This is a genomic window from Pseudoflavonifractor capillosus, assembly GCF_016899775.1.
Taxonomy (GTDB): domain Bacteria; phylum Bacillota; class Clostridia; order Oscillospirales; family Oscillospiraceae; genus Lawsonibacter.
In genome coordinates this window covers 1-4,749 of the sequence record NZ_JACJJE010000103.1, presented here as the reverse complement: position 1 = coordinate 4,749, position 4,749 = coordinate 1, and the positions used below count along the sequence as shown (strand labels likewise).

The window sequence follows — 4,749 nt, the reverse complement described above, 5'->3', positions numbered from 1 at the left end:
CTGGATGAGAACGGCACCCCCACCGGGGAGGAGCTGGTTTCCACCAACGGCTTTGCCGAGTGCGACAGCTATGTGGATACCATTCAGTACGCCCGACCCATCCGGGATACGATTTTCTCCGAGCGGCGGAGTTTTGGACTCCATATTTTTAGCCCCTTTAATTTTGAACATGACACACCGGATGAGCCGGAGGACCCAGACGAGCCGAATCCCCCGGACCCGGAGGACCCGGATGAGCCCGACACCCCTGGGACGGGAATCAAGATCACAAAGCTGGAGGAAGGGACAACTCTGGGCCTGGAGGGGGCCGTGTTCAAAATCACTGCCCCGGACGGCTCCACTGTGGGCAGCACCTATACCACTGGCTCGGACGGAACGGTGACAGTCCAGCTGAACCAGACCGGCCACTTTACCGTGGAGGAGCTCACCCCGCCGAAATGGTACTTGAAAGGGGAAAACAGCACCCAGCACATCAATGTGACAGCGGGGCAGATGGCTGAGCTGACCTTCACCAACAAACCCTACGGCAATCTCCGGGTGGAGAAGTACAGCGACACCGGCGAGCTGCTGGAGGGTGTAACCATCCAAATCAAGAATCTGGAGACTGGGGAGACCCAGTCCGGCCAGACTGGGCCGGACGGCTCCATTGAGTTTACGGAACTGGCCCCCGGCGGCTATGAGGTGCGGGAGATCTCCGGTATCCCCGGCTGGCAGGCCGACACGGAGACGGTCAAGACCGCCACGGTGGTATCCGGTGAGACCTCCACGACCTATTTTGTCAACCAGGAGCTGCCCGGATTGCGGATCACCAAGTATGACCGGACGAGCAAGGAACCGTTAAGTGACATTACATTCAGTATCTGGAGAGACGGCGAGTACCTGGGCGATTATGAGACGGACAGCTCAGGTGAAATCCTGCTCACCGACTATCAGCCGGGTACTTACCGGGTGGAGGAGAAGCAGAGCGACGATGCTCACATTACCATCACAACACCCCAAGAGGTGGAGCTGAAGGCTGGGGATGGCATCAAGGAGCTGGTTTTCTTCAACGACCTGAAGCCGGGCATCCATTTGACGAAGGTGGACAGCGCCGACCTCTCCAAACCAATCGCCAACGCCCGTTTCCGGATTGAAGCGGTGGACGGTTCCTGGGGCCCCGAGGAATATACGACCTCGGAGGATGGGACCATTGACCTCAGCAAGCTCCCTGTGGGCGCTTATGTGGTGACAGAACTGGAGTGTCCGGGCTATGTGATCGACGACGCCCAGCGGATCATCCACCTGGACCCCAACGAAAACGCGGAATTTGTGTTCACCAACAGCAAGCTGCCCTCCCTCACCCTCACCAAGACCAGCTCGGACGGCACGCCCCTGGCGGGCGTCACCTTCCGCCTGGCCAAGGTGGAGGACGGCGGGCACTACCTGGACCGCACCACCGGGCCGGACGGGACCATCACCTGGGAGGGGTTGGAGCCCGGCGTCTATTCCCTGGTGGAAACCGCCACCGTGTCCGACCATATCTTGGACACCAGGGAGCACCACATCCAGCTCTTTCCCGGCAGGGACAGCACCATTGGCCTGGAAAATGACCGCAGGCCGAATTTGACGGTAGTGAAACGGGACGCCGACAGCGGCGAGCCTGTGGCTGATACGGTGTTTTTAGTGGAAGCGGCGGATGGCCACAGTGTGGACGAGATCAAGACTGGGCCGGATGGAAAGGCCACGCTGGAGAATCTGCTGCCCGGCGTGTACGAAATCTCCGAAAAGTCGGTGCCGTCCCCTTATTTGATGGACGCGGAGCCCCAGCTCGTCACCCTCTATCCCAACCGGGACCACACCGCCTATTTTGAAAATCATAAGGCGCCCACCATCGAGATCATCAAGGAAAATTCTATCACCCATGAGCGGCTAAGCAATGTTCGTTTCCAAGTCTGGTATGCCAGCAACGACACGGAGACCGGCGAATACAACGACTTGGGCGTGTTCACGACAGACGAGAACGGCCGCATTGAACTGACCGGTCCGGACAACGGCCTGCGGGACGGCTGGTTCCGGGTGAAGGAACTGGAACCGCCCGCCGGATTCTCCATCAAGGACAGCGACACCCAGGAGGCGTTCGTGCAGGCCGGGAAGGGCCATACATTTCTGTTTGAAAATACCCCCCTGTCGGCGTTGGTGGTGTATAAACGGGACAGTGTGACGGGGGCTGCCCTTCCCAACTGCCGTTTCCAGCTCAGCTACCTGGGCGGCAGCACCTCCGGCACCGGCGGCACGGTCATTGGGACCTATGTGACTTCGGAGAACGGCTCCTTCACCGTCACCGGCCTCAAAGCGGGCTATTACATTTGCGAGGAGTTGGAGAGCGACGGGGCTCACGTTATCGACAGCGCGCCTCAGTCCTTCTACATCTCCGGCGAGGACCAGGACATTGTAACCCTCTATTTTGGCAACGCGCCCAAGGGGGCCGTTTTAGTCAAGAAGGTGTCGGCCAGCGATAACAGCCCCCTGAGCGATGTGGAGTTTTTTGTGACCACGGCGGACGGGGCCGTGGTGGGCGACGCCAACGGCAAGTTTGTGACGGACTCCGCCGGTTCTTTCCTGGTGGAAGGCGTGGAGCCGGGCACCACGCTGGTCATCAAAGAGACCAGGGCAAAGCCCGGCTACCTGCTGGACAATACCCCCCAGACTGTTCAGGTGAAAGAGGGCCAGACCATCACGGTGGAGTTCCGCAACCAGCCCTTGGGTAATCTGGTGATTGAGAAGTGGGGGCGGAATGGCACGAGCACCGTCCCGCTGGAGGGCGTCAAATTCGAGGTCAAATACGCCAACGGACAGTATGTGGACGCCGCCGGAGGCACACTGTCCTCCAATGGCCTCTATTACACCGATTCCACAGGGAAGATCACCCTGTCCGGGCTCACCGGCACCGTCATCGTGACGGAACTGGAGAGCGTGGAGGGCTATACCATCGACCCGGACAGCCAGAGCCAGACCGTCACCATCAACCCCAACGACACCCAGACGCTCCGTTTTTATAACGATGCCGTGGGCGGTGCAGAGTTGACAAAGGTGAGCGAGGCGGACAAGTCTGAGACGATTCCGGACGTTACCTTTGAAATTCGCCGGGTGTCGGATGACGCCCTGGTGGACACCGTGACCACCGGGCGAAACGGTAAGGTCTATATTTCTCTTGAGGCCGGCAATTACTACGCCGTGGAGACCGACTGCCCGGACACATTCCGGCTGGACCCCACGCCCGTCTACTTTACCGTGGAGGAAAACAGGACCACCCCCCTCACCGTGACCAACGCGCCCATCTCCGGTATTCTGCTCCACAAAATTTCCACCGCGGACGGTGATGGTATCCCCGGCGTGTCCTTCATCCTGCACGACAGCAGCCACAACCCCATCGACCAGCAGACCACCGATGACCGGGGTTACGCCTGGTTCGAGGGCCTGACGGAGAGCGGCAGATACTATCTGCGCGAACTGGAAAACGAGGGCTATATCCCGGACACCCAACTCCGAACTGTTTATGTCAAGGCTGGGGAGACCACGCTGGTGGAGTGGGAAAATACCCCTATTACAGGTCAGATCCAGGTGACCAAGACCTCGGCGGACTATAACTCCATGAACGGCTGGCCTGCCGGGACGCCCATCCCGAACACAGAGTTCGAGATTTACAATGCAAAGACTGGCAATTTAGTGGACACCATTCGGACGGATAAGAACGGTGTGGCAGCCTCCCGCCCTCTGCCCCTGGGCCAGTACAAAATCGTGGAATCCAAGGCAGCGGACTTCTATGGACTGGACAAGACACCTATTGAAGTGGAGATCGAGTTCGCCGGACAGATCGTGAAGACAGCCATGACCAACAAGAGTCTCTACACCAACGTTTCCATCCAGAAAACCGGCTATGTGGAGGTCATGCCTGGCCAGTCCATCCGCTATGACTTCGCCAACATCGCCAACAACTCCACCACCAGCCTCACCTCCTTCTTCTGGCGGGACACCCTGCCCACCCAGGCGATGCGGCTGGACAAGATCGTCACCGGCACCTACAACGTACCCGGAAACTATAAAATCGTGTACCAGACCAACCTGTCCAACGGAGCCTGGCGCACCCTGGCGGACAACCTGTCCACCCAGCAGAACTATGTGCTGGACGCCTCCCCCGCAGCCCTGGGGCTGGCCTCCAACGAGTGCGTGACCCAGTTCATGGTCTCCTTCGGCGTGGTACCTTCCAACTTCCGGCAGGTAGAGGCGCCCCAGGTAACCTGTACAGTGCTCTCCGGCCTCACCGGCGGCACCAAGTTCACCAACACGGCGGACGTGGGCGGCGTCTATGACGGCCAGTGGATCATGGCAGTCTCCCGCTGGGTGACCACGGTCTACAAGCCCTCCCAGCCCCTGCCCCGCACCGGCTATTGATCCTATCCATAGTTTTGAGAGGCCGCCCCTTTCATGGGGCGGCCTCTTCATTTTAAAAGGAGGAATTTCTGTGAATCGAAGAAAATGGATGCTTGTGTTCCTCTCAGTTTTCCTGCTGGCTGGCCTGCTCTGCGTCCCTGCTATGGCCGCCGGCGACGTAGCCGGGGCTGTAGAGCAGACCTGGACGGATGCCTCTGGCCAGATCAAGACCGTGGTGGACAGCGTCGTGTTTCCCGCTCTAAGCATGGTGATCGCCATCGCCTTCTTCGTAAAATTGGCCATGGCTTACTTTGATTATCGGAAACATGGCCAGTTTGA

At 59.1% G+C, this 4,749-nt stretch carries 2 protein-coding genes; both read left to right on the top strand.

Annotation, left to right across the window (positions count from 1 at the left end; genetic code table 11):
* A partial coding sequence (locus H6B31_RS16220; RefSeq protein ID WP_204899450.1) for an MSCRAMM family protein occupies positions 1 to 4,431 on the top strand: 4,431 nt, incomplete at its 5' end.
* An 88-nt stretch (positions 4,432 to 4,519) separates the two neighbouring features.
* A partial coding sequence (locus tag H6B31_RS16215) for a DUF3852 domain-containing protein (RefSeq protein ID WP_204899451.1) occupies positions 4,520 to 4,749 on the top strand: 230 nt, incomplete at its 3' end.